Annotated in this window: 20 protein-coding genes; 14 read left to right on the top strand and 6 right to left on the bottom strand. The window is 71.1% G+C overall.

The features are described 5' to 3' along the window. Window positions 1-262 precede the first annotated feature (262 nt). From IM697_RS02930 to IM697_RS02920, 3 genes are all read right to left on the bottom strand, one after another. Complete coding sequence (locus IM697_RS02930; RefSeq protein ID WP_194044405.1) at window positions 263-1,447, bottom strand: hypothetical protein; 1,185 nt, start codon at window positions 1,445-1,447, stop codon at window positions 263-265. A 1-nt stretch (window position 1,448) separates the two neighbouring features. Next, window positions 1,449-1,703, bottom strand: a complete 255-nt coding sequence (locus tag IM697_RS02925; RefSeq protein ID WP_194044403.1) for a MoaD/ThiS family protein — start codon at window positions 1,701-1,703, stop codon at window positions 1,449-1,451. Window positions 1,704-1,770: 67 nt separating this feature from the next. Continuing rightward, complete coding sequence (locus IM697_RS02920; protein ID WP_194044401.1) at window positions 1,771-2,658, bottom strand: alpha/beta hydrolase; 888 nt, start codon at window positions 2,656-2,658, stop codon at window positions 1,771-1,773. Window positions 2,659-2,847: 189 nt separating this feature from the next. Between IM697_RS02920 and IM697_RS02915 the strand changes: the two genes are divergently transcribed. Both IM697_RS02915 and IM697_RS02910 read left to right on the top strand, forming a co-directional pair. Continuing rightward, window positions 2,848-3,627, top strand: coding sequence for a winged helix-turn-helix transcriptional regulator (locus tag IM697_RS02915; RefSeq protein ID WP_194044399.1), 780 nt, complete (start codon window positions 2,848-2,850; stop codon window positions 3,625-3,627). 126 nt (window positions 3,628-3,753) lie between these two features. After that, window positions 3,754-4,776: a LacI family DNA-binding transcriptional regulator gene (locus IM697_RS02910; RefSeq protein WP_194044397.1), complete on the top strand. Its 1,023-nt coding sequence runs from the start codon at window positions 3,754-3,756 to the stop codon at window positions 4,774-4,776. A 28-nt stretch (window positions 4,777-4,804) separates the two neighbouring features. Here the strand turns inward: IM697_RS02910 and IM697_RS02905 are convergent, their stop codons facing one another. Continuing rightward, window positions 4,805-5,569, bottom strand: coding sequence for a DUF899 domain-containing protein (locus tag IM697_RS02905; protein ID WP_194044395.1), 765 nt, complete (start codon window positions 5,567-5,569; stop codon window positions 4,805-4,807). A 231-nt stretch (window positions 5,570-5,800) separates the two neighbouring features. Between IM697_RS02905 and IM697_RS02900 the strand changes: the two genes are divergently transcribed. The 7 genes from IM697_RS02900 to IM697_RS02870 all read left to right on the top strand — a co-directional run bounded on the left by IM697_RS02900 (window position 5,801) and on the right by IM697_RS02870 (window position 13,726). Beyond that, a complete protein-coding gene (locus tag IM697_RS02900) occupies window positions 5,801-6,850 on the top strand; it encodes a S1C family serine protease (protein ID WP_194044393.1) in 1,050 nt (349 codons plus the stop codon). Between the two features lie 39 nt (window positions 6,851-6,889). Beyond that, a complete protein-coding gene (locus IM697_RS02895) occupies window positions 6,890-7,087 on the top strand; it encodes a hypothetical protein (protein WP_194044391.1) in 198 nt (65 codons plus the stop codon). 91 nt (window positions 7,088-7,178) lie between these two features. Next, on the top strand, window positions 7,179-7,916 hold the full coding sequence (locus tag IM697_RS02890; RefSeq protein ID WP_194044389.1) for a response regulator transcription factor: 738 nt from the start codon (window positions 7,179-7,181) through the stop codon (window positions 7,914-7,916). Beyond that, complete coding sequence (locus tag IM697_RS02885; protein WP_194044387.1) at window positions 7,913-9,370, top strand: sensor histidine kinase; 1,458 nt, start codon at window positions 7,913-7,915, stop codon at window positions 9,368-9,370. Before IM697_RS02890 ends, IM697_RS02885 begins: the two co-directional genes overlap by 4 nt. Before the next feature lie 406 nt (window positions 9,371-9,776). After that, a complete protein-coding gene (locus tag IM697_RS02880; protein ID WP_194044385.1) occupies window positions 9,777-10,619 on the top strand; it encodes a hypothetical protein in 843 nt (280 codons plus the stop codon). Between the two features lie 103 nt (window positions 10,620-10,722). After that, complete coding sequence (locus IM697_RS02875) at window positions 10,723-12,792, top strand: pectinesterase family protein (RefSeq protein ID WP_194044383.1); 2,070 nt, start codon at window positions 10,723-10,725, stop codon at window positions 12,790-12,792. A 142-nt stretch (window positions 12,793-12,934) separates the two neighbouring features. Next, complete coding sequence (locus tag IM697_RS02870; protein WP_407699598.1) at window positions 12,935-13,726, top strand: carbonic anhydrase; 792 nt, start codon at window positions 12,935-12,937, stop codon at window positions 13,724-13,726. A 3-nt stretch (window positions 13,727-13,729) separates the two neighbouring features. Here the strand turns inward: IM697_RS02870 and IM697_RS02865 are convergent, their stop codons facing one another. Together IM697_RS02865 and IM697_RS02860 are read right to left on the bottom strand one after the other, a co-directional pair. Then, window positions 13,730-14,944 (bottom strand): LmeA family phospholipid-binding protein, encoded by a 1,215-nt coding sequence (locus tag IM697_RS02865; RefSeq protein WP_194044381.1) that lies wholly within the window; start codon window positions 14,942-14,944, stop codon window positions 13,730-13,732. A 92-nt stretch (window positions 14,945-15,036) separates the two neighbouring features. Continuing rightward, entirely contained in the window at window positions 15,037-16,854 is a 1,818-nt protein-coding gene (locus tag IM697_RS02860; protein ID WP_194044380.1) for a bifunctional metallophosphatase/5'-nucleotidase, read from the bottom strand. A gap of 159 nt (window positions 16,855-17,013) precedes the next feature. Between IM697_RS02860 and mshD the strand changes: the two genes are divergently transcribed. The 5 genes from mshD to IM697_RS02835 all read left to right on the top strand — a co-directional run bounded on the left by mshD (window position 17,014) and on the right by IM697_RS02835 (window position 21,285). Next, window positions 17,014-17,994 (top strand): mycothiol synthase, encoded by a 981-nt coding sequence (gene mshD, locus IM697_RS02855; RefSeq protein ID WP_194044379.1) that lies wholly within the window; start codon window positions 17,014-17,016, stop codon window positions 17,992-17,994. Window positions 17,995-18,105: 111 nt separating this feature from the next. Beyond that, a complete protein-coding gene (locus tag IM697_RS02850) occupies window positions 18,106-18,492 on the top strand; it encodes a GntR family transcriptional regulator (RefSeq protein ID WP_194044378.1) in 387 nt (128 codons plus the stop codon). After that, window positions 18,489-19,376, top strand: a complete 888-nt coding sequence (locus tag IM697_RS02845) for an ABC transporter ATP-binding protein (RefSeq protein WP_194044377.1) — start codon at window positions 18,489-18,491, stop codon at window positions 19,374-19,376. The genes IM697_RS02850 and IM697_RS02845 overlap by 4 nt, the downstream gene beginning before the upstream one ends. Beyond that, window positions 19,373-20,377, top strand: a complete 1,005-nt coding sequence (locus IM697_RS02840) for an ABC transporter permease (protein WP_194044376.1) — start codon at window positions 19,373-19,375, stop codon at window positions 20,375-20,377. The genes IM697_RS02845 and IM697_RS02840 overlap by 4 nt, the downstream gene beginning before the upstream one ends. Continuing rightward, window positions 20,374-21,285: a hypothetical protein gene (locus IM697_RS02835; RefSeq protein ID WP_194044375.1), complete on the top strand. Its 912-nt coding sequence runs from the start codon at window positions 20,374-20,376 to the stop codon at window positions 21,283-21,285. Before IM697_RS02840 ends, IM697_RS02835 begins: the two co-directional genes overlap by 4 nt. Window positions 21,286-21,334: the final 49 nt, after the last annotated feature.

Raw genomic sequence — 21,334 nt, 5'->3', positions numbered from 1 at the left:
GCAGTAGGCGGGGAGAGTTCGGTCGGTGACCATCCGTAGTTGGCACTGAAGGCCATGAGCGCCAGGAAACCCGCCACCGGGCCGCACGAAACCCAGATCTTCTGCCTTCGGTTCACCATTCCCGGAAATATCGCGAGAAGGTAGAGAGCCACGCTTATCGCGGCGAACAGCCACCACAGCGGAGACGATTTCTCCGGCATCAGAACCTTTCCATCTCCCGGGATGGAATTTCCTCTCCTGGGGCATTCAACCGATGGGCAGGTCAGACCAGCGCCCGCCCCAGCACATAGATCACCGGCGCCGCGGCAGCCAGCGGCAGTGCCACGCCCGCCGTGAAGTGGACGAACCTCGACGGGTAGTCATAGCTCGCCACCCGGTGCCCGATCAGCGCACACACCGCCGCACCCGCACCGAGCAGGGCCCCACCCGAGCCGACCCCGGTGATCGCCCCGACCACGGCCCCGGCGCCCACACCCGCGAGCGACGCCGCCACCACGGACGCCACCGTCGGCAACGGCAGCGCCCGCACCACGACCGCGACGGCGACCGCGACCGCCCCCACGGTCACCGCATCCGCCTCCGCCGCGAGATACCCCGCCGCGACGATCGCCAGCGCCGCCGAGGCGACGCTCGCCATCAGGCCGTACATCCGCTCGTCCGGATCGGCATGCGAGCGCAGCTGAAGCACCAGCGCCAGCAGCACCCACACCCCCAGCGTGCCGAGGATCGCCGCCGGCGCACGGTCGGCCACGAGCAGCGCCACGTCCGCCGTCACCGCCCCGGCGAACGCCAGCGCGATGCCCTGCCGGGCCGGCCACATGCCGTTCAGCCGGAACCAGCCCGCCGCCGTCACCGCCTGCAGGGCCACCAGCGGTACGAGCAGCGCGTACGACCCGATCGCCGCCGCCACCGCGAGCAGCAGCCCGAGCAGCGCCGTGAGCCCGGCCGGCTGCATCCCCGGCTCGATGATCGGGGAGCGGCCTTCCAGCCGCGCCCGCTGGGCGTCCGTGATCCGGGAGTTCCCGGCGACGGTCGCGGGACCGTAGGAGGGCCCGTCACCCGACTGGTCCTCCGTGTCCGACTCGGGCGCCTGCGCGTGAGAGGGCTGGGCCTGCGGATGCGAATGCTGCTGGGCCTGGCCGTTCCAGTTGCCCGCCTGATAGCCGGGCGATGAGTCCCCGCCCTGGTATCCCGACGTCTCCTGATAAGACGCCCCCTGGTAGCCGGCGGCATACGCCCCCTGCGGCGGCAGATACGCCGTCTCCTCCGCCGGGGCCGGCGGCTGCACCTGTGTCTCCCAGGTCTGCCCCTGCCACTGCTGCGTGTACTGCTGCGCGGCCTGCGGATCGTCGTACGCCTGCTGCTGCGCGGGCCATCCCTGCGGCGCCTGCCGCCGGTAGGGGTCGTACCCCTCGTACCCTTCGTGCCCATACGGCTGGTTGGTCATCTCACCCTCCTGCGAACGGCGGGAGCACCTCGACCGTGCCGCCGTCGGCCAGCCGTACCGTCTCATGTCCGCGGGTGCCCACGGGGTCACCGTCGACGAGGAACGAGCATCGCCGCAGTACGCGCGTCAGTTCCCCGGGGTGTCGCGCACGCACCGCGTCGAGCGCCTCGGCGAGCGTGGCCGCGTCGTACGGCTCCTCGGCGACCCCGGCGGCGGCCTTCGCGGCGGCCCAGTAGCGCACCGTGACCTTTGCCATCTGGTTCCTCAATCGGTTGACGTGATCACCGCCAGGAGACACCGGGCGGCGGTGAGCATCGACCAGGCTAGCCCGCCCGGCCGGCCGCCCAGCCCCCGATCCTGGCCAGCAGCTCGTCGGCGGCCGCGTGCTCGGCGTGTCCCATGCCGGGCTCCAGCCAGAGTTCGCCGTGGTCACCGGCCGCGGCGGCCAGCATGCGGGGGTGATCGAGGGGGAAGTAGCCGTCCAGCTCGCCGTGCACGATCAGCAGCGGGGTCGGGGCGATGTGCGGAACCGCCTCGGCGGGGGACATCGGCACCGGGTCCCAGCCGCCGTGCTGGATCCGGGTACGGAATCCGTAGCGGCCGACCAGGCGCCCCTCGGGCCGGGTCACCAGCCAGTGCAGCCGGCGCATACGGGGCGTGCCCCGGTAGTACCAGCGCGCGGGAGCGCTGACCGACACCACGGCGTCCGTGTGCGCCCCGTCGCGCCCGCTGCGGCCGACCTCCTCGCCGCCCACGCCCTGCGCGCCGTAGACCGCCGCGTGCCGCAGCACCACCGAGCCGCCCATGGAGAAGCCGACCGTCACCACGCGCGCGTGCCCGAGTTCGCGGGCCCAGCGCACCGCGGCCGCCAGGTCGAGCACCTCGCGGTGCCCGACCGTCGACCGTCCGCCCGACGCCCCGTGCCCGCGGAAGGAGAAGGTGACGACGGCGCCGTGCCGGGTGAGGGCGTCCACCACGCGCCGCACATGCGGCTTGTCCACATCGCCGGTGAAGCCGTGGGCGACGACGAACGCCAGGTCACCGGCGGATGGACGGGAGGCGTCGTATACGACCGCACCCGGGTCGTATACGGAATCGATCGTCACTCCGTCGTCGGTGGCCAGAATCGTCCGCAAAGGTGTACGTCTGGTCGTCTCAGAGTTCGGACGAACCGTCGATCGTGCCACATGACCTGCCGTACCAGCGCCCATGTCGGCTATTCTGCTGGACAGAGGACTCGGGCAGCGTAGCCCCCGGGTCCTTTTGTGCTTTCGGAAGCGTTGTATACGAAGCGGGAAACTCCAGGTGACCGGATGACCGCAGGTGTACGGGGCCCCGGGATCGCAGAGCAGATGACGTACCGCCCACGTCCTCGCAGGGACCGAGGAGGAACCAGACGTATGAGTTCGCTGCTGCTCCTGACCAATGCCCTCCAGCCGTCGACGGAGGTGCTCCCGGCTCTCGGCCTGCTGCTGCACAACGTGCGCGTGGCTCCGGCGGAGGGACCGGCCCTCGTCGACACCCCGGGCGCCGATGTCATCCTCGTCGACGGCCGGCGCGATCTGCCCCAGGTGCGCAGCCTGTGTCAGCTCCTCCGGTCCACCGGACCCGGTTGCCCGCTCGTCCTCGTCGTGACCGAGGGCGGCCTCGCCGCCGTCACCGCCGACTGGGGCATCGACGACGTGCTGCTGGACACCGCGGGCCCGGCCGAGGTCGAGGCGCGGCTGCGGCTCGCCATGGGCCGCCAGCAGATCGTCAACGACGACTCCCCCATGGAGATCCGCAACGGCGACCTGTCGGTCGACGAGGCGACCTACTCCGCCAAGCTCAAGGGGCGGGTCCTCGACCTCACCTTCAAGGAGTTCGAGCTCCTCAAGTACCTCGCACAGCACCCGGGCCGCGTCTTCACGCGCGCGCAGCTGCTGCAGGAGGTCTGGGGCTACGACTACTTCGGCGGCACCCGGACGGTCGACGTGCACGTACGGCGACTGCGCGCCAAGCTCGGCCCCGAGCACGAGTCGCTCATCGGGACCGTCAGGAACGTCGGTTATCGATTCGTTACGCCGGAGAAGGCGGACCGGTCCGCCGACGAGGCGAAGGCCAAGTCCGACCAGGCAAAGCCGGAGGATACGGACGAGGTGACCGCCCCGGAGGGCGTCGAGGTCCGGGCCGAGGCGTAGAAAGGCACGGCGGGCGCCCGCGCGGGGCGCCACCGCCGTTGCGTTCGCACAGCGAAGCGACAGCGGGAGCACAGGAAGCTCCTTCACGCCCTGCCCAGAGCGGGTCCATCCGCGTAGACTCCGCGCGTGGCCAAGGTGACTCGCGATGACGTTGCGCGGCTGGCAGGGACCTCCACTGCCGTCGTCAGCTATGTCATCAACAACGGACCCCGGCCGGTCGCCCCGGCCACGCGCGAGCGTGTTCTCGCCGCGATCAAGGAACTGGGCTACCGGCCCGACCGCGTCGCCCAGGCGATGGCCTCGCGGCGCACGGATCTCATAGGCCTGATCGTCCCGGACGCGCGCCAGCCCTTCTTCGGGGAGATGGCACACGCGGTCGAATGGGCCGCCGCCGAGCGCGGGAAGATGGTTCTCGTCGGCAACTCCGACTACGTCGGCGAGCGCGAGGTCCACTATCTGCGGGCGTTCCTCGGAATGCGGGTCTCGGGGCTCATCCTCGTCTCGCACGCGCTGAACGACCTGGCCGCCGCCGAGATCGAGGCCTGGGACGCCCGGGTGGTGCTCCTGCACGAGCGGCCGGAGGCCATAGACGACGTCGCCGTCGTCACCGACGACCTGGGAGGCGCCCAGCTCGCCGTACGGCATCTGCTGGAGCACGGCTACGGGTACGTCGCCTGTATGGGCGGCACCGCGGAGACCCCGGCGGTCGGCGACCCGGTCTCCGACCACGTCGAGGGCTGGCGGCGCGCGATGGCCGAGGCCGGGATCCCGACCGAGGGGCGGCTGTTCGAGGCGCCGTACAACCGCTACGACGCGTATCGCATAGCCCTCGGCATCCTCTCCGGGCCGAACCGCCCGCCCGCGATCTTCTGCTCCACCGACGACCAGGCCATCGGCGTGCTGCGGGCGGCCCGCGAACTGCGCATCGATGTGCCGACGGAGCTGGCCGTCGCCGGGTTCGACGACATCAAGGAGGCGGCGCTGGCGGATCCTCCGCTGACGACGGTCGCCTCCGACCGGTCGGCCATGGCCCGGGCCGCGGTGGACCTCGTGCTCGACGACGGGCTGCGGGTCGCCGGGTCGCGGCGGGAGCGGTTGAAGGTGTTTCCGTCGCGGCTGGTGGCGCGGCGGTCGTGCGGGTGCGCCTGAGCGCCGCGAGAGAGTCTGTGCACCGGCCTCAGTGACAGTGGCCGTGTCGGCCGAGGGTCTCCACGGGGGTCGCGCCGGGGCGGGTCCACTGGGGTACCGGGCGGCTGGTCGGACCCCAGGTGGCGTTGCCGTCCGCGTCCGAGCGCCAGGACCAGCACGGGCTGCCTCCCTCGGGCCGGCCCTCGGGGTTGTCCTCCCAGGCCTCGCCGCGGCCGTAGGGCGTCATGTCGAGCAGGCCGAGGGATCCGTTGACCCGCTCGTTGCCACGGCCCGTCGTGGAGTAGGTGAGGAAGACGCGGTCGCCGTCGCGCAGGTAGCAGGTGAGGTAGCCCATGTCGCCGCCGGCCGGGCCGGCCACGTCGCGCACCGAGTACCAGGGCTGGGTGTAGCCCATGAACTCGACGTAGGCGGCCACCTCCTCCCAGCGGCCCGTGGTCAGGACGGCGAAGGACACGCCGCGGGCGTTGAGGTAGACGGCGTCCTTCAGGTGCCAGGCGGTGGTGGTGCAGCCCTCGCACTGCCCCTGGTGCGGTGCGCCGTCGTACCACATGTGCTTGTAGGCCACGAGCTCGTCGCGGCCCTGGAACAGCTCCAGGAACGGCACCGGGCCGTCGGGTCCGACGACCTCCACCGTCCCGTCGAACTCCACCATCGGCAGCCGGCGGCGGGCCGCGGCGATGGCGTCGCCCTCGCGGGTGTGCGCCTTCTCGCGGACCAGCAGCTCGTCGCGGGCGGCCTGCCAGGTGGCGAGGTCGACGACGGGCGGGCGGCCGGGCAGCGGGGTGGTCGTCATGGGGTCCTCCGGTGCGTTCGGGGTATCCGGTGTGCTCTGCGGCGGTCACGAGAGGAGACCCGCGCCCCCGCCGGAACTCATCGGCGGGCTGATTCAAGAGGCTTGATGAAGCCTTTCTGAGAAGGCTCTGCGCGGCGCCAGAACCGTCCTTACAACGGGCATACGACCTTCTGCCGGGCTTCTCAGTCAGCACTCAGGAAGCTCTCATGGTCGGACGACAAGCTCATTTCCATGACCGAGAGCCTCCGCCGCAGCGGCGATCACCAGAACCCGTACCAGGGCGCCCAGCAGCACGCTTCCTCGCCCGTCAACCCCGAGTGGCCGCCCCCGCCGGCGCACGAGCCGACGGCGCAGGCGGGCGGCGGAGCCCCCACCGCTCTCCTCACCGAGCCCGTCGCGCGGCCGCGGAGGGCCAGGCGGAACCGCGGCCCCGTCGCACTCCTCGCCGCGGTGGCGATCGTCGCCGCGGCGGTCGGCGGCGGCACGGCGTACGGCATCCAGGAGCTGACCGGCAACGACACCGTCGCCGCCACCAGCTCCACCAGCACCAATGTCGTCCCCTCCAGCCAGAGGGGCACGGTCTCCGGGGTCGCCAAGGCGGTCAGCCCCAGCATCGTCGAGATCAACGCCCAGTCCAACGCCGGTTCCTCCACCGGCTCCGGCGTGATCATCACCAGCGACGGCGAGATCATCACCAACAACCACGTCGTCTCCGGTGCCTCGCAGGTCAAGGTGACGACCAGCGACGGCAAGACGTACACCGCCGAGGTCGTCGGCACCGACAGCGGCAAGGACCTCGCGCTGATCAAGCTCCGGAACGCCTCCGGGCTCACGGCGGCCACCCTCGGCGACTCCGACGGGGTCCAGGTCGGCGACGAGGTCGTGGCGATCGGCTCCCCCGAGGGCCTGACCGGCACCGTCACCAGCGGCATCGTGTCCGCGCTCGACCGTGACGTCACCGTCTCGACGGACGAGGGCCAGCAGCAACAGCAGCCGGGCGGCGGATGGCCGTTCGAGTTCGGCGGTCAGCAGTTCAACGGCGACACCGGGTCGTCCACGACGACGTACAAGGCGATCCAGACCGACGCCTCCCTGAACCCCGGCAACTCCGGCGGCGCGCTGATCGACATGAACGGCAACATCATCGGCATCAACTCGGCGATGTACTCGGCCGCCGGCTCGAACTCGTCCGACGCGGGCAGCGTGGGCCTCGGCTTCGCCATCCCGATCAACACCGTCAAGTCCGACCTGGCGAAGCTGCGCAGCGGCTCGCAGAACTGAACTCGCAGAACTGAACTCGCAGAACTCAAGGAGCACGACATGCCCCAGCAGGTCGAACAGGTCGTGCACGCCGCGACCGGCGTCGGTCCGGCCGACCTCACCCTGGCCCTCGCGATCGCCGGCGCCCTGCACGCGCCCACCGTCCCGTCCCGGGCGCCGGAGCTGGTGACCGCCCGCCCCCGCTCCGGTCGCCGGAACGCCGCCGCCCGCGGTCGCCGCCGTACCGTACGAGGCTGAGAACATGCGAGGCTGAGAGCTCCGAGCCTGCTCAGCCCTCCCGCCCCGCTTTCCAGCCCCCGTCCCCACCGCACCCGAGGATCCCGAGCCCATGAGCCCCGCCGATGGCGACCGTGACCCCCAGCGCATCCTGATCGTCGACGACGAGCCGGCCGTGCGTGAAGCACTTCAGCGCAGCCTCGCCTTCGAGGGGTACGACACCGAGGTCGCGGTCGACGGCGCGGACGCCCTGGAGAAGGCGACCGCCTACCGGCCCGACCTGGTGGTCCTGGACATCCAGATGCCCCGCATGGACGGACTGACCGCCGCCCGCCGTATCCGCGGCGCGGGCGACACGACGCCGATCCTCATGCTGACGGCCCGCGACACGGTCGGCGACCGGGTGACCGGCCTGGACGCCGGCGCGGACGACTACCTGGTCAAGCCCTTCGAGCTCGACGAGCTCTTCGCCCGGGTCCGGGCCCTGCTGCGGCGCAGCTCGTACGCGGCGGCGGCCGGTGCGGGGGCGACGGAGGAGGACGAGGCGCTGTCCTTCGCCGACCTGCGCATGAACCTCGCGACGCGGGAGGTCACGCGGGGTGGGCGGCCGGTGGAGCTGACCCGTACGGAGTTCACGCTGCTGGAGATGTTCATGGCGCATCCGCGCCAGGTGCTCACGCGTGAGCAGATCCTGAAGGCGGTGTGGGGCTTCGACTTCGAGCCGAGCTCCAACTCGCTGGACGTCTACGTCATGTACCTGCGCCGCAAGACCGAGGCGGGCGGCGAGCCGCGGCTGGTGCACACGGTGCGGGGTGTGGGGTACGTGCTGCGGCAGGGTGGGGCGGAGTGACCAGGGTTCTACGCCGGTTCAGGTCGCTGCCCATTCGCTCCCGGCTCGCACTGCTGGTGGCGGCGGCGGTGGCGTTCGCGGTGGCGGCGGTGGCGGTGACGTGCTGGTTCATCGTGCAGGGGAAGCTCTACGAGCAGCTGAACGACGACCTGCAGGACGGGGCCAAACCACAGTCCCTCGGGCAGGTCCAACTCCTGCTCCGCGCGTGCCCGCAGACCCCGGAGGGCAACACCAGCACCCTCCGTTCCCACAGCATCTACCTCCAGTTGGTCAAGGCGGACGGTACGGCCTGCGTCTCCTCGAACTCCGAGGGCAAGGTCAAGGTCACCGACGCCGACAAGAGCGTGATCAAGAACGCGAGCAGTGGTGACGGCCACTTCCGAAACGGTACGGACGAGGACGGCAATGCCGTACGCGTGCTGACCGTCCCCCTGATCGTCACCCAAGGCATCGGCGGCCCGCCGGCTCTCTACCCCGACGCGGCGCTGTCGGTCGCCGTCCCTCTCAAGGGCACCCAGTCCACCCTCAACGAACTGGCCCTGATCCTCCTCCTCGTCTCCGGCGTCGGAGTGATCGGCGCGGGTGCCGCCGGCCTGGCGGTGGCCCGTGCCGGGCTCCGGCCCGTCGACGAGCTCACCGACGCCGTAGAACACGTGGCCCGCACCGAGGACCTGAACATCCGCATCCCGGTCGAGGCCGACTCCGAGGACGAGGTGGCCCGGCTGTCCCGCTCCTTCAACTCCATGACCTCCGCCCTGGCCAGCTCCCGCGAGCTGCAGCAACAGCTCATCGCGGACGCGGGACATGAACTCCGTACGCCGCTGACGTCATTGCGCACCAACATCGAACTCCTCACCCGCAGCGAGGAAACGGGCCGCCCCATCCCGGAGGCGGACCGCAAGGCGCTCCTCTCCTCGGTGAAGGCCCAGATGACCGAACTGGCGTCCCTGATCGGCGACTTGCAGGAACTGTCCCGCTCGGAGGGCCAGCGCGGCGAACGCGTCCAGGTGATCTCCCTGGAGGACACCGTCGAGGCCGCCCTGCGTCGCGCCCGCCTCCGCGGCCCGGAGTTGACGATCAACGCCGACCTCCAGCCCTGGTACGTCCGAGCGGAACCGGCTGCCCTTGAACGCGCGGTGGTCAACATCCTCGACAACGCGGTGAAGTTCAGCCCCGACGGCGGCACGATCGAGGTCGCCCTGCACGACGGCGCCCTCACCGTCCGCGACCACGGCCCCGGCATCCCCGCCGACGAACTCCCGCACGTCTTCGACCGCTTCTGGCGCTCCCCTTCGGCCCGCGCGCTGCCCGGCTCCGGCCTGGGCCTGTCCATCGTGGCCCGCACCGTCGAGCAGGCCGGCGGCCAGGTCACCCTGGCCCACGCGGAGGGCGGCGGCACGGTGGCGACCGTACGGCTGCCCGGGGCACCCACACCGCCGCCGGAAGCGCCCTGACCGCCCGGCGAGCACGGAACGGCTGGGTGTTCCAGAACCCGCTGTTCAGCGGCGCGGCGTCCGCTCGCGGCGCCCCGGTTTCCGGCCGGCCTACCCCTTGACGCCCTCCGTGAACGCGGACCAGGACGACGCCCCGAGCTCGACTTGCGCCAGACGGCGTTGCGGAGGTCGGGGGTGACCGTCATGGTCTGTGCTCCTCCAGTACGTCCCTGATGAGCGCAAGCGAGTCCGCCAAACCCGATAAACCCCGACACACACCCCCACCCACCTGTCGATGTCCTGTCATCTCACCTGACTCCGACCCTACCCGTGAGTTCTCTGGAATCTTCCTGGCCGTCAGACAGGCAGGTGTCTGCCAAGCACTGCCAGGCACCTGTGCACAGACCACAGGAGTGAGCCAACCCCCATGCGACTCATTCGCACAGCGACAACAGCCATCGCCTCCGCCGCCCTCGCCATCACCGGCGTGCTGGCGGGTGCCGGCTCCGCCCAGGCGGCCGGGCCCGGTGGGGCCCAGAACGTCCGGGGTGTCGACCCCGGGAACACCGACCTGATGATCGAGCGGCTCTGCAACCAGGAAGGGAGCCTGACGGGCGTGTACGGCGCCCTCAACGTCGACACCGGCGAGTTCAAGACCCGGGACGAATATCTGCGGGACGTCTTCGGGCTGTGGAAGCCCGCCGGGCCGTGGGAGCTGTTCCGCGGCTGGTGCGGGTACGCCGAGGCCTCGACCTGGTCCATCAAGGGCGAACCGGTCCGCACCTCCCGGTGGATCGGCAACCGGGGCTCGGCGGACGACAAGGAGACCTTCGTCAGCAGCTACAGCACCAAGACGTTCGCCAAGAAGAGCGTCGGGGGCGAGATCAGCTTCTCCGTCGCCAAGAGCATCTTCTCGGGCGGCGTGGGCGGCAGCGCGGGTTACGAGTGGGGCTGGGAGAAGGAGTCCCGGTTCGAGACCCGCAGCGAGAAGACCATTCCGCCGTGCCGCCAGGTGGCCGTGACCTGGACGCCGTACCAGCGTGTCGTGCGCGTGAACCCGGTGTTCTACGTCGAGGACTACGAGTGGAACAAGGGCGACGGCGACGTCACCGCGCACACCTGGCGCGGCCGGGACGCGAGCTGGAAGACGATCTACTCGTACGGCTACTACATCGACGGCGTCTCCGACAAGCTCCTGCCCAACGGCCAGCCGGACGGCCGCGAGGACAAGATCGAGGAGAAGCTGGACCCCAACACCTGCACCAAGTAGGCGAGTAGGGCACTCACACTCTCACTCACGACGGCAACCATTCCGTGCGGGGCGACGACCGCTCTGCGGAGCAACCATCCCCCCGCACGGAACGGATCCCCGTATGAGTGAGCAGCACAGCAAGGCCCGGCGGCACCGCAGAAGCCGCAAGGCCCTGGCGATCGGTGTCCCCCTGGCCCTCACCGCCGCCGGAACCATGGCCTACGGCGACGCGTTCGGCGTCTTCGGCCAGGACGCCGAACCCACCGCCTCCGCCGCCGCCCCCTCCTGGGCCACCGCCACCGCCGACGGCTTCGCCTCCGTCAACTCCCTCGGGCAGAACGGCACTTACGGCGGGCGCGACGGGCAGATCGTGACCGTGAAGACGCAGGCCGACCTGGAGAAGTACGCCACGGCCAGCGAGCCGTACGTCATCGTCGTCGCCGGGACCATCAACATGAACCCGGTCGGCAAGGAGATCAAGGTCCAGTCCGACAAGACCATCGTCGGGGCCGGGACCTCCGGGCACATCGTGGGCGGTGGCTTCTTCCTGGGCCAAGGGGTCCACAACGTCATCATCCGGAACCTCACCATCCGGGACTCGTACCAGGGCGTCTGGAACGACAAGGACCACGACTTCGACGCGATCCAGATGGACGGGGCCCATCACGTCTGGATCGACCACAACGATCTGCGGCACATGGCCGACGGGCTCATCGACGTGCGCAAGGACAGCACGAACGTGACCGTCTCCTGGAACAAGCTGAGCGACAACAACAAGACCTTCGGCATCGGGTGGACGGACAACGTCGTCACCGACATCACCATCCACCACAACTGGTTCCGCGAGACCGAGCAGCGCAACCCGTCGACCGACAACGCCGCCCACGCGCACCTCTACAACAACTTCCTGGAGGACGTCGCCGGGACGACGATCAAGTCCTCCTACGGCAACTACTCGCGCGGCAGGACGAAAATGGTCCTGGAGAACTCCTACTTCCAGGGCATGAAGAACCCGGTCACCAAGGACAGCACCGCCGCCCTGGTCCAGAAGGGCAACACGTTCGTCGGCACCAGCGGGCGCAACGAGAGCGGCGGCACGGCCTTCGACCCCAAGGGCTACTACGGCTACACGCTCGACAAGACGGCCGACGTGCCGGCGAAGGTCAAGTCGGGTGTGGGGCCGCGCGGTTCCATCGGTACGACGGCGGCTGCCACAGGCACCAAGGCGGCGGCCGCGACCACCCTCACCGTCGCCAAGGACGGCAGCGGGCAGTACTCGACCGTGCAGGCCGCCGTGAACGCCGTACCGGCGAACAACCCCTCGCGCGTCGTGATCGCCGTGAAGCCGGGCACGTACCGCGAGACGGTGAAGGTCCCCGCCAACAAGCCGCACGTCACCATCCAGGGGACCGGGGGCAGTCGCAAGGACACCGTCATCGTGTACGGCAACGCGGCCGGAACGCCCAAGCCCGGCGGTGGCACGTACGGCACGTCCGGCAGCGCGACCGTCGCCGCCGAGGCCGACGACTTCCAGGCCCGCAACCTGACCATCTCCAACGACTTCGACGAGAAGGCGAACCAGAACCTGAGCGGACATCAGGCGGTCGCCCTGCGCACGGCCGCCGACAAGGTGTTCCTCGACGGCGTCATCGTCGACGGCGACCAGGACACGCTGCTGCTGGACACGGCCGCGAAGGACAAGCTCGGACGGGTCTACGTCACGAACTCCTATGTCATGGGCAACGTCGACTTCATCTTCGGGCGGGCTTCGGCGGTGATCGACCGGTCCGTCATCACGTTGAAGAAGCGCTGGGACGGCACGTCGGCCGGCTATGTCACCGCCCCCAGCACCGCCGCGAACCGCAAGGGCATCCTCATCGCCAACTCGGCCGTGAACGGTGACGTGTCCAACCGGAGCTTCTACCTCGGCCGCCCCTGGCACGCGGGCGGCGACGCCTCCCTCGACCCGCAGACGACGGTCCGCAACACCAGCCTGAGCGCCGCGGTCCGCACCACGCCCTGGACGGACATGGGCGGGTTCTCCTGGAAGCAGGACCGGTTCGCCGAGTACCGGAACACCGGACCGGGCGCGGGCAGCGCCGGCTCCGAGCGCCCGCAGCTGAGCGACGCGCAGGCCGCCGGCCAGGAGGTCGCCGACTGGCTCGGGGGCTGGACGCCGACGGCTTCCTGAAAACGCAAGGTGGCCGGGAGGTCAAGGGGGGCGCGGGAGAACACCAAGAGCAGGCCAACGGCCGATCATGAGTTCCCCGCGCCCGGCCATGATTCGGCAACCCGAACGTTTGCTTGAAGTTTCGAGCGTACGTTTCCCTGCCGTGAACGTTGACAGATCCGTCGGCGCCAAGCCGACCGCATCCGCCCACAAGCGGTTCTCCCTTGCCGCCCCCGCCCGCCGCGCACTCCTGCGGGCCGGGCTGACCGGGGCCGCGGCACTGGGGGCCACCACCGCCCTCGGCGCGGCACCCGCATCCGCCTCCCCCCACAACACCCCCACCGCCCCCACCACCCCCTCCCGGCGCCGGCCCGAGACCCCCTACGAGGCGCTGCGCGAGCTCGCCGCGGGCAACCGGCGCTGGCGCACCTTCTGCGAACGGCATCCCGACGAGTCGCCCGCCGTGCGGCAGAGCCTGACGTCCGGTCAGCATCCGTTCGCCGTCGTCCTCGGCTGCATCGACTCCCGGGTGCCGCCGGAGCTGGTCTTCGACCAGGGCCTCGGTGATCTGTTCACCGTGCGCAGCGCCGGCGAGGTCCTGGACGAGGCGGTCCTCGGCAGCATCGCCTACGGCCCGCTCGAACTGGACACACCGCTGATCATGGTGCTCGGGCACCAGTCGTGCGGCGCGGTGACCGCCGCCGTCGAGGCGGACGAGTCCGGTGAGCGGCTGCCCGCCCACATCCAGTACCTGGCCGACCAGATAGCCCCGAACATCGACCACACCAAGGAGGGCGCCGCGCGTATCGACGCGACCATCGACGCCAACGTACGGGCCATCCGGTCGCGCCTCGCCGCGGAGCCCGACCTCGCCGCCAGGATCGCCGACGGCCGGCTGGCGGTCGTCGGAGCCCGCTACGAACTGACGACCCAGCGCGTGCACCGCATCTGCTGACGCTCACCGCCCCACGGTCAGCCCCGCCCCCTCCAGCCGCACCCTGATCCCGTCCTGCTCCACCCGCACGTCCCGCAGCCGCACCTGTCCGCTCGGCGGCTCGGGCAGGCGGAAGCCCAGGGACAGCCGGTCGGCGAGGACCGGGCGGGTGAGGCGGGGCAGGGCGTCGAGGAGGGCGGGGTCGAAGCCCAGCAGGGCCAGCACCTGCGGGTGGTCGAGGGCCAGGTCGATGAGGTTCAGGCGCATGGCCTGGTGCACGAAGCGCGGAGTGCCGGTCAGTTCGGTGAGCTTGGACTCGTTGCGCAGGGCCTCGCGGACGAGGGAGTCGGACACCCCCAGGCGCCGTACCACCGCCGGGACGGACAGCAGCGCCTTCGCCTTGCGGGTCTCGTGTGCGAGCCGGGCCGCCGACGCCCGGCTCAGGTGCAGTCCCTCCGTCGCGCGGGCGCCCGGGCGGTACGTGGCCAGCTCCCCTATGTCCAGGCGCATTCCGCCGATGTGGGTGGCGATGCCGCGGTCGCCCTCGCGCACGATGCGGGCCTCGGCGCGCAGCCGCAGATCGTGCCCGGCGACCGGCAGTGTGCCGCGCGCCCGGACCCGGTCGTGGCCGTCAGGGGTGAACGTCACCTGGGAGGCGCCGAGTTCGCGGTTGAGGTCGGCGAAGGAGAGCAGGACGTCGCCCTCCAGGTCGGGGACGTCGGCGCCGCGCACGTTCGTCGGGCCGTCGGTGTCCAGCCGTACGTCGCGGGCGGTCGCCGTCACCTGGGCGAGCGAGACCCGGTCGGCGGCGACGTCGGGGACGGTCACCTTGACCGAGTCCAGCCGCTCGTCGGCGAGCTGGGTGAGGAAGGGGAAGCCGTCGATCTCCACCTCGGGAGCGGCGGCGAGGTGCAGCCGGTCCTTGAGGGTGTCGGCCGCTCTGCGCTCGGCGTAGAGCAGGGCCCAGCGGTCGGCGAGGGTGAGGAAGGCGGCGAGGACGACGAGGCCGACCACGGCCTTCATCGCCAACGGCAGGCCCGCGAGACGGCCGCGCCGCTTGCGGCGGCTGCCCCGGCGGTGGTTGGGCGGGGCCCAGGGGTCGTCCTGGGCCGCCGCCTCCGCGCGCTCTTCCGGTGTGTCCTCGACGAGGAACTCCTCCAGCGGACCGTCGTCCAGGCTGCCGAGCTCCTCGTAGGGATTTGTATAGGGATGCGCCGTTATGTGGTGGGGGGAACGCATCGGCCCATCCGACCATGCGCACGCCCCCCACCCGCAACCTCTACCGGAGGTTTGCGATCTAGTTCACGCCACTTCACGAACCGGGGCGCGTACTACCGCACGACGGTGATCCGGTCCGCCGCCGGCGGCGCGATCGGGTCGGTCGCCGAGGAGTTGGCCGTCAGGTACCGCTCCAGCGCCGTCAGGTCGTCCGTGCCGACCAGGTCGTTGGTGCCCTGGCCGAGGGTCGGGAAGCCGTCGCCGCCGCCCGCGAGGAAGCTGTTGGTGGCGACGCGGTAGGTGGCTGTCGGGTTGATCGCCGCACCGTTCAGCCTGATCGAGTCCGTCACCACACGGTCCGCGCCGGACTTCGTCAGGTCCAGCGTGTAGGTCAGCCCCGAGGAGATCTGCAGGACCTTCGGAGAGGCCGCGTTGGTGCCGCTGACCTGCTCCTTGAGCACCTGGACGAGCTGCTCACCGGTGAAGTCCTGGAGGTTCACCGTGTTGGAGAACGGCTGCACCGTGAAGCCCTCGGCGTAGGTCACCACGCCGTCGCCCTCACTGCCCTTGGCCGCGTACGTCAGCGGCGCCCGGATGCCGCCGGGGTTCATCAGCGCCAGGTCCGTCTCCGGGTCCAGCTCCTTGCCGTACGCGAGCTGCGCGTCGGCGATCAGGTCGCCGAGCGGGGACTCGGTGCCGGAGTTGGCGATGTCGGCGGAGATGTGGCCGATGGCGCGGTTGCCGATGGGCGCCGCGAGGGTGTTCCACTCGTCGATCAGCCGGGTCATGTCGGGCGCCTTGGGGACGTCCCGGGTGACCACGCGGTTCGCGGACTTCACGGCCGTACGCGCGATGTCGCCGGTGAAGCGGTCGTACGTCAGCGTGGTGTCGGTGTAGAGGCGGCCGAAGGACGCGGCCGAGGTGACCATGCGCGGCTTGCCGGCCGGGTCGTCGATCGTGCAGACGTACGCGGCGTGCGTGTGGCCGGTGACGAGCGCGTCGACCTGCGGGGTGATGTTCTTGGCGATGTCGACGATCGGGCCGGAGATGCCGTCGCCGGCGCCCGGGGCGTCACAGTCGTAGTTGTACGCCGACGACGCCGGCGCCCCGCCCTCGTGGATGAGCGCGACGATCGACTTCACGCCCTGGCGCTGGAGCACCTTGGCGTACTTGTTGATCGTCTCGACCTCGTCCTTGAACTTCAGGCCCTTCACGCCCTCCGCGGAGACGACACCCGGGGTGTCCTCCAGGGTGACGCCGATGAAGCCGACCTTGACGTCCTTCTTCTTCCACACCCAGTAGGGCTTGAGGATCGGCCTGCCGGTCTTCTCGTCGAGGACGTTCGCGGCGAGGTAGGGGAAGTCGGCGCCCTCGAACTCCTGGTCCGTGTAGCAGCCGTCGGTCGGGTGGCAGCCGCCCTTCTGGAGGCGGCCCAGTTCCTTGGCGCCCTCGTCGAACTCGTGGTTGCCGACCGAGGTGACGTCCAGGTCGAGCTTGTTCAGCGCCTCGATGGTGGGCTCGTCGTGGAAGAGGCCCGAGATCAGGGGGGAGGCGCCGACCATGTCGCCGCCGGCCGCGGTGATGGAGTACTTCTTGCCCTCGCGCGCCTGGCGCAGGTGGGTGGCGAGGTACTCCACGCCGCCCGCGTCGATGGTCTCGGTGGTGCCGTCCTCGTGGACCTCGGTGACCCGGCCGGAGGAGCCGGACGGCGGCTCCAGGTTGCCGTGCAGGTCGTTGAAGGACAGCAGCTGGACGTCCTGGTAGCGGTTGAAGTGGTACCCGCCGCCGTGCTTCTTGGAGCTCTCCCCCGCCGACGCCGTGGCTGGGAGCGCGGCGGCCAGCGCTCCGGCGGTGGCGAGTGCGGCCGCGGACGCGACGAGTGCGTACGTACGCCGTCTGCGGTGCTGCTTCTGGTGGGATGTGGCTGACATCCGCCCCCCAATGCGTCGTGAGATATGCGTCGTGAGTGACATGACCCCGTCGGGCGGCAGCCTAGAGTCAACGCGCGTAGCGCGACAGGGGGTTCCTGGTTACACCTTGATTGCTTCTGTGCCGGGACTTTGCCCGAACCGCCCCTTACCCTCGTACGCATGACCAGCGACGACACCGCACAGCCTCTGCCCTCCCGCTCCATCGAGACCTACTCCGCGCTCTCCCCGGAGCAGACCGAGGCCGTACTGGAGCTGCTCGCGGAGGCCGCCCGCAACGACGGGCAGCAGGCGGTGTCCGAACAGGGCCGGCTCCAGCTGCGATATGGCATGGCGTCGCGAAGCGACTCCGTTGAGGGTGGTGGTGGGAGACGGGCGGGCGGGGAGCGCGAGGGCGTGTCCCACCTCCTGCTGACCGTGGCCGGCGAACTCGTCGGCTACGCCCAGCTCGAGGACACCGACCCGGTGGAGGCCCCGGCCGCCGAGCTGGTCGTCCATCCCTCGCACCGCGGCAACGGCCACGGCCGCGCGCTGGGCTCGGCCCTGCTCGCCGCGTCCGGCAAGCGGCTGCGGGTGTGGGCCCACGGCGGCCATTCCGCCGCCCGGCACCTGTCCCAGGTCCTCGGCCTCACCCTGTTCCGCGAACTGCGCCAGATGCGGCGCCCGCTGGCGGACCTGAGCCTGCCGGACCCGGTGCTCCCGGCGGGCGTCACGGTGCGCACCTTCGTGCCCGGCCAAGACGACGCGGCCTGGCTCGCGGTGAACGCCGCCGCCTTCGCCCACCACCCCGAGCAGGGCTCCCTGACCCAGCGCGACCTCGACGACCGCAAGGCCGAGCCGTGGTTCGACCCGGCCGGGTTCTTCCTGGCGGAGCGCGGCGACGAGGTCATCGGCTTCCACTGGACGAAGGTCCACGCGGCGGAGGGCCTGGGCGAGGTGTACGTCCTCGGCGTACGGCCCGGCGCCCAGGGCGGCGGCCTGGGCAAGGCCCTGACCACGATCGGCCTGCGGCATCTGGCGGCCCAGGGGCTGCCGACGGCGATGCTCTACGTCGACGCGGACAACAAGGCGGCGGTGTCGGTGTACGAGCGGCTGGGGTTCACGACGTACGAGACGGACCTGATGTACCGCACGGAGACCTGACATCCGGCTCAGATACCCGACATAACTCTCCTAAGGGGCGGCGATCTTGACGCCGCCCCTTTCTTTGCACCACCCTTTCACTACTCAATTAGTGAAAGGGTGGTGGAACGGATGGTCGACTACCGCATCGACCGGCGCTCCGGCGTCGCCACCTACGTGCAGATCGTGCAGCAGACCAAACAGGCCCTGCGCCTGGGCCTGTTGGAGCCGGGCGACAAGCTGCCCACGGCCCGCGAGGTCGTCGAGGCGACCGCCATCAACCCCAACACCGTGCTCAAGGCCTACCGCGAACTGGAACGCGAGGGCCTGGTCGAGGCACGGCGGGGGCTCGGCACCTTCGTACGGCGCGGGCTGAACACCGCGCCGGCCGACTCACCGCTGCGCGCAGAACTGGACGCGTGGGCCGTACGGGCCCGCGGGGCCGGGCTGGACCGCGACGACGTGGACGCGCTCTTCACTTCCGTACTGGACACGCACTTCAAGGGGGACGAGTCATGACCGGGACCGCCATCGAGGCGGCCGCGCTGGGCAAGAGGTTCGGGCGGCGGGGCAAGACCGCGCTGGACGGATGCGACTTCCGGCTGCCCGCGGGCACCGTGTGCGCCGTCGTCGGGCCGAACGGCGCCGGCAAGTCGACCCTGCTCTCGCTCGCCGCCGGGCTGCAGCGCCCCACCGACGGCACCCTCACCGTCCTCGGCGAGGCCCCGGCGACGGTGCGCGAACGGCTCGCGTACGTCGCCCAGGACAAGCCCCTGCACCCCCAGCTCACCGTCGCCGACACCCTGCGCTTCGGGCGTGAGCTGAACCCCGGCCGCTGGGACGCGAAGGCCGCCGAGCGGATCGTCGCCGAGGGCGACCTCGACCCGGGCGCCAAGGTCCGCACCCTCTCCGGCGGCCAGCGCACCCGCGTCGCGCTCGCCCTCGCCCTCGGCAAGCGCCCCGAACTGCTGCTCCTGGACGAGCCGATGGCCGACCTCGACCCGCTGGCCCGGCATCAGCTGATGGCCGCGCTCATGGCCGACGCGGCCGAACGCGGCACCACGGTCGTCATGTCCTCGCACGTCGTGGCCGAACTGGACGGCGCCTGCGACCACCTCCTGCTGCTCGGCGCCGGCCGCGTCCGCCTCTCCGGCCCGCTGGACGAGCTGCTCGCCGCGCACCGGCTCGTCAGGGGCCGGGCGGACGCGTCCCTGGACCAGCACACCGTGATCGAGTCCCGCACCACGGGGCGCCAGCTCACCGCCCTCGTACGGCCCGAGGGCCCTCTCGGCGAGGAATGGCAGGTCACGGCCCCCACCCTGGAGGAGTTCGTCCTCGCCCACCTGCGCGCCTCCGAGGCACCGACGCTCCGCTTCGACGGCGTGCGGGAGGCCGCCGCATGACCGCCGTGACGCTTCAAAGGTCCACCTCCGTCGCGTCCTCCGGGGGGCCGCGCGGACTGGTCTGGGTGCTGCTGCGGGTGCACCGCTGGGCGCTGTGGCTCTGGCTGCTGCTGGTGGCCGTCGGCGCGGGAACGCTGCTGTGGGTGTACGGATGGGGCGCGGACGCCGCCTGGGACGAGTTCCGGGCGATGGGCTGCGAACCGCTGGTTCAGGGTCCGAACTGCGACTACTCGGGTCCCGCCATCAGCCGCTACAACCTCGCCGGCAGTCTCGGCGACCAGCTCCTGAGCTTCGTACCGCTGCTCGCCGCCGCGTGGGCCGGCGGTGCGCTCATCGGGCGTGAACTGGAGAGCGGCACCGCCCAGTTGGCCTGGACCCAGTCCGTCTCCCCGGTCCGCTGGCTGGCCGCCAAGCTCACCGTCCCGGCCGTCCTGCTGGTGTCGGGCACGACCCTGCTCATGCTGCTGCACCGCCTGGCGTGGTCGTCGGACGGCCGACTGCGGCAGGTGACGGCCTGGCGGGAGTGGTACGAGGACGACATCTTCCTGGCCAACGGCTCCCTCGCCCCCGCCTACGCCCTCCTCGGCCTCACGGTCGGCGCCCTCGTGGGCCTGCTCGTGCGCCGCGCCCTGCCCGCGCTCGGCCTCGCGGCCGTGGGCGTCGCGCTCCTCATGACCACGTTGACCACACTGCGCCCGCACCTGTGGCCGGTCGAGACCCTCGTCGGCAAGGACGGGTACCCGCCGTACATCGGCGTGGTCGTCGACGAGGGCGCGCTCACCTCGTCCGGCGCCCGCGTGCCGGACCCCCTCTGTGTCGACGACACCGCCTGCCTCGCCCGGCACGACATCGTGGGCTTCTACCGCGACTACCACCCGTCCTCCCACTTCTGGCCCCTTCAGCTCCTGGAGACGGGCATCGTCCTCGCCGTGGCGGCGCTGACGGTCCTGGTCGCCTTCCGGCTGCTGAAGCGCCGTATCGCCACCGGAGCCGCCGTATGACCACCACGCTCACCGCGACGGCGGCCCGCACCGGCCGTGAGTCACCGCGGCCACGCGGGCTGACCTGGACCGTTCTGCGGCTGCACCGCACGGCGCTGATCTTCTGGGGCCTGGCGCTGACCGCCGCCGTGGCCGCGCTGATCTGGGTGTACGTCATCGGCGACGAGGCCCGCCGGGGCCTGAGCGCGTGCGCCGAACCGGTCGCAGCCGACGGACTGCCCTCCTGTGCCTCGGTCGTGGCGATCACCGCCGACGACACCTACCGCACTGTCCTCTCGCTCGTCGCCGACGCCCTGTCGTACCTGATCTTCCCCGTGGCAGCCTGGGCGGGCGGCGCGCTCATCGGGCGGGAGCTGGAGAGCGGCACCGCGAGGCTCGCCTGGACCCAGTCGGTCACCCCGGTCCGCTGGCTGGCCGCCAAGCTCGCCGTCCCGGCCGCCCTGCTCACCGCCGGTACCGGCACGGTCGCGCTGCTGAAGGGGGCCATGGGGGACGACAACCCCAGCCTGGTCGGGGACTGGTACTTCCCGGAAGTCTTCATCAGCACCGGCCCCACCGCCGTCGCCTACCCCTTGGCCGGCCTCGCCCTCGGCGCGCTCGCCGGACTGCTGCTGCGCCGGACGCTGCCCGCCGCCGGGGCGGGCCTCGTGGCCGCCCTCGTCCTCTTCAACGTGCTGGAGCGTTCCCGCGAGGACTTCTGGCCGTCGGTCACCCGCGTCGAAGCGGGCGAGTTCGAGCTGCCGCGCTCGGCCTGGCAGCTCGACTGGAACGAGCACTTCACCCGAGCGACCTTCCACCCTCAGTCCCACTTCTGGCCGCTCCAGTACGTCGAAACAGGCATCGTGCTGGCCGTGGCCGCCGCCGCGACGCTCACCGCCTTCTGGCTCCTGCGCCGCCGCACCCCGTAGGGACAGCCGCACGTCCCTCCACGGGGGGAGGGACGTGCGGCCTCGACAC

The organism is Streptomyces ferrugineus, assembly GCF_015160855.1.
In the GTDB taxonomy this organism is placed as follows: Bacteria; Actinomycetota; Actinomycetes; order Streptomycetales; family Streptomycetaceae; genus Streptomyces; species Streptomyces ferrugineus.
The sequence above is the reverse complement of the archived record's forward strand: the minus strand, read 5'-3'. Positions and strand labels throughout refer to the sequence as shown.

Excerpts from the sequence above, each read along its gene's own strand:
- IM697_RS02860 (WP_194044380.1), bottom strand. The coding sequence starts at position 16,854 with ATGTCAGCCACATCCCACCAGAAGCAGCACCGCAGACGGCGTACGTAC.
- mshD (WP_194044379.1), top strand. The coding sequence starts at position 17,014 with ATGACCAGCGACGACACCGCACAGCCTCTGCCCTCCCGCTCCATCGAG.
- IM697_RS02925 (WP_194044403.1), bottom strand. The coding sequence starts at position 1,703 with ATGGCAAAGGTCACGGTGCGCTACTGGGCCGCCGCGAAGGCCGCCGCC.
- IM697_RS02890 (WP_194044389.1), top strand. The coding sequence starts at position 7,179 with ATGAGCCCCGCCGATGGCGACCGTGACCCCCAGCGCATCCTGATCGTC.
- IM697_RS02900 (WP_194044393.1), top strand. The coding sequence starts at position 5,801 with ATGACCGAGAGCCTCCGCCGCAGCGGCGATCACCAGAACCCGTACCAG.
- IM697_RS02905 (WP_194044395.1), bottom strand. The coding sequence starts at position 5,569 with ATGACGACCACCCCGCTGCCCGGCCGCCCGCCCGTCGTCGACCTCGCC.
- IM697_RS02920 (WP_194044401.1), bottom strand. The coding sequence starts at position 2,658 with ATGGGCGCTGGTACGGCAGGTCATGTGGCACGATCGACGGTTCGTCCG.
- IM697_RS02850 (WP_194044378.1), top strand. The coding sequence starts at position 18,106 with ATGGTCGACTACCGCATCGACCGGCGCTCCGGCGTCGCCACCTACGTG.
- IM697_RS02835 (WP_194044375.1), top strand. The coding sequence starts at position 20,374 with ATGACCACCACGCTCACCGCGACGGCGGCCCGCACCGGCCGTGAGTCA.
- IM697_RS02840 (WP_194044376.1), top strand. The coding sequence starts at position 19,373 with ATGACCGCCGTGACGCTTCAAAGGTCCACCTCCGTCGCGTCCTCCGGG.
- IM697_RS02875 (WP_194044383.1), top strand. The coding sequence starts at position 10,723 with ATGAGTGAGCAGCACAGCAAGGCCCGGCGGCACCGCAGAAGCCGCAAG.
- IM697_RS02865 (WP_194044381.1), bottom strand. The coding sequence starts at position 14,944 with ATGCGTTCCCCCCACCACATAACGGCGCATCCCTATACAAATCCCTAC.
- IM697_RS02930 (WP_194044405.1), bottom strand. The coding sequence starts at position 1,447 with ATGACCAACCAGCCGTATGGGCACGAAGGGTACGAGGGGTACGACCCC.
- IM697_RS02895 (WP_194044391.1), top strand. The coding sequence starts at position 6,890 with ATGCCCCAGCAGGTCGAACAGGTCGTGCACGCCGCGACCGGCGTCGGT.
- IM697_RS02845 (WP_194044377.1), top strand. The coding sequence starts at position 18,489 with ATGACCGGGACCGCCATCGAGGCGGCCGCGCTGGGCAAGAGGTTCGGG.
- IM697_RS02880 (WP_194044385.1), top strand. The coding sequence starts at position 9,777 with ATGCGACTCATTCGCACAGCGACAACAGCCATCGCCTCCGCCGCCCTC.
- IM697_RS02915 (WP_194044399.1), top strand. The coding sequence starts at position 2,848 with ATGAGTTCGCTGCTGCTCCTGACCAATGCCCTCCAGCCGTCGACGGAG.